At 73.2% G+C, this 2,686-nt stretch carries 1 protein-coding gene and 1 pseudogene; one reads left to right on the top strand and one right to left on the bottom strand.

The window, feature by feature from the left end; all coding sequences use genetic code 11:
* Positions 1-393: pseudogene (locus tag I5G_RS23355) on the top strand (homoserine O-acetyltransferase); the annotation flags it as partial.
* A gap of 20 nt (positions 394-413) precedes the next feature.
* Here I5G_RS23355 and I5G_RS17660 read toward each other — a convergent pair.
* On the bottom strand, positions 414-2,686 hold a 2,273-nt coding region (locus I5G_RS17660), incomplete at its 5' end, for a CoA transferase (protein WP_022880247.1).

The following is a 2,686-nucleotide window of genomic DNA, read 5'->3' as shown; positions in this document are numbered from 1 at the left end:
GCGATCGTGGCAGTCGGCGTGAAGTCCGCTCAGGCACGGGGGGCCGCTTCGCGGTGGAGTCGTACCTCGACTTCCACGGGAAACAAGTTCACCCGCCGCTTTGACGCCAACAGCTACCTCACGCTCGCCGAAGCGATGAACTCCCACGACGTCGGGCGCGATCGCGACGGCGTCGAGGACGCCCTGCGTCGCGTCACGGCCACGACGCTGGTACTCGGGGTCGACACCGACCGGCTCTTCCCCGTGGACGGGCAGCACCGCATCGCCCGCGGCATCCGGAACACCCTCGACGGGGATCAGGCGGTCGTCCTCTCGAGCGACTTCGGCCACGACGGCTTCCTCATCGAGACCGCCGCCGTCGACCACCACCTGCGGCGGTTGTTCTCCGCCTGATCCGGATGCCGCGGGGCGCGTCACCGCGCCGGTTCCTGGGCCTCCTCGAGGACGCCGCTCGCCAGGAGGGCGGTGATCTCGTCGTCGGAGAGCCGCAAGACCTCGGACAGGACCTCGCGGGTGTGCTCGGCGGCGAGCGGAGCGGGTCCGGTGAGCGGCGGCTGGAGGGTTCTGGTGCGCGCCTCGCCGAGGTTCGTGACGACGGGGCTCGACAGTTGCGGCTGCACGAGCCGACCGAACACCCCGCGCTCGGCGAGGTGCGGATCCTCGCGGATGTCGTCGGCGCGGAGCATGGCGCCCGCGGGCACACCCGCGCGCTGGAGCCGTTCGGCGGCCTCGCCCGCGGGAAGGTCGGCCGTCCACGTCCCGAGGAGCTCGCGCAGCCGGTCGCGGGCGGCCCACCGGTCGGCGGCGGTCGCGAGGGTGGGGTCGGCGATGAGGTCGGGACGGCCGATCTCGGTCGCGACCGCGGCGAAGGCGGCATCCCCCTCGGCGTCGACCACGACCCAGTCGTCGTCCCCTCGGGCGGGGAAGACACCGCGGAACGCGTCGCCGGAACGGTCGTTGCCTTCCGCCCGCGGCCCGCTGCCCGACGTGGCGGCCGCCGCGGCCAGGTGTTCGGCCATCGCTCCGAAGATCGCATCCACCTGCGCCGAGCTGACACGGCCACCTTCGCCCGTACGGTCGCGCCGCAGGAGCAGAGCGACCACCGCCGCGGCGTTCAGACGTGCCACGACGTGGTCGGGGAAGATCGTGATCGCGTCGCTGAAGCCGTCGCCGTCGCCCGGGTACGCCCACAGTGTCGACAGCCCCGCGCTGGCCCGTACGAGCGGCCCGTACCCGAGGCGCCGGCTCCACGAGCCGTGGTTCCCGAAGGCGCTCGATTCCGACAGCACGATCCCGGGGTTCAGGCGGCGCAGCGCCTCCATGTCGAAGCCCAGGGATGCCAGGGTCCCGGGCTTGAAGTTCGTCAACACGACGTCGCTCACGGCAACGAGACGGGCGAAGAGCGCCCGACCCTCGTCCGAGCGCAGGTTCAGGCCGAGGCTGCGCTTGTTGCGCAGCCCCCACGCCACGCTCTCGTTCATGACGTCGCCCGTCATCGATTGGCGCGCGCCGTCGGGGAACGCGCTCGACTCGATCTTGATCACGTCGGCGCCGTAGTCCGCGAAGAGCCGGCCGAGCTCGGACCCGACGACGATCACGCCCAGGTCCAGCACCCGCAGCCCGGCGAACGGGCGCCTCCCCCGCTCGGCGTCGGTCGTGATCCGGAGTCCCGGCTCCCCCGCCGGAACGGTCGAGTCCGGCACCGGCGCGGGCCCCCGTCCGCCGGCGCGCTCGTCGTCGATCTCGAACCACCCGTCGTGCACGAGGGTTCCCGGCAGGACGGCGGAATCGTCGCGGAACGATCCGTTCTCGCGGAAAGCGGGCTCCCGCAGCACCGCCGCGGCATCCGAGAGACCCGCCGTGGGAACGCCGAGCTCCTGACCTCGCGCGACGGCCTCGGCGACCGTCAGCCCGGCGAACAGGCGCCCGATGAGCGGGTAGAGCCGCCCGGCCGCGGCGAATCGGTGACGGATCTGGTCGAAGGACGGGTCGGCGAACTCCTCGGGGCGCCCGAGCCACTCGAACATCCCGCGCCACTGGCGCGTCGCGAGGACGCAGATGCGCACCCAGCCGTCCTTCGCCGGGAAGATCGGGTAGAGGTGGCGCGCGTCGGGGCGGCCGCGCGGGAGATCGCTCAGCGGGACGCCGGCCCGAGCCGAGCCGCCCACGCCGAAGACCGGGTCGAGGATCTGGATCAGCGCTTCCTGCACGGAGAAGTCGACGACGTCGCCCTCACCGGTCGCGCGCACGTGCGCGAGTTCGAGCAGCACCACCCAGACCGCCTGCGCGGCGGCGGACTCGTACAGCAGGAACTCCGGCGGCAGCAGCGGCTCGCGCACATCGGGGAGACCCGACCGGGACAGCACGGTGCTGAGGGCGGCGTGCACGTCGGGCGTCGCCCGCCACCCGGCGTGCGGTCCGGTGACGCCGAAGTCGCTCAGATCGATGACCACGAGCCGGGGATTCCGCGCGCGCAGGTCGTCGGCGCGCGGTGACCGGGCGATGGTCTCGCCGTCGCGGAGGACGACGTCGACGGTCGCGGCGAGCGCGGCGAAGGTCTCCGCCCCCGCGTCATCCGCCAGGTCGACTTCGACAGTGCGCTTGCCGGCGTTGCGCAGCGCGAACGTCAGGCTCTGCCCGTCGACGACGACGCCGGCGCCACGGGCGGGAAGACCGCCGGGGCGCT

Source organism: Microbacterium sp. B19, from assembly GCF_000333395.1.
Classification (GTDB): domain Bacteria; phylum Actinomycetota; class Actinomycetes; order Actinomycetales; family Microbacteriaceae; genus Microbacterium.
Note: the sequence above shows the minus strand (reverse complement) of the source record. Positions and strands in the feature narration are given on the sequence as shown.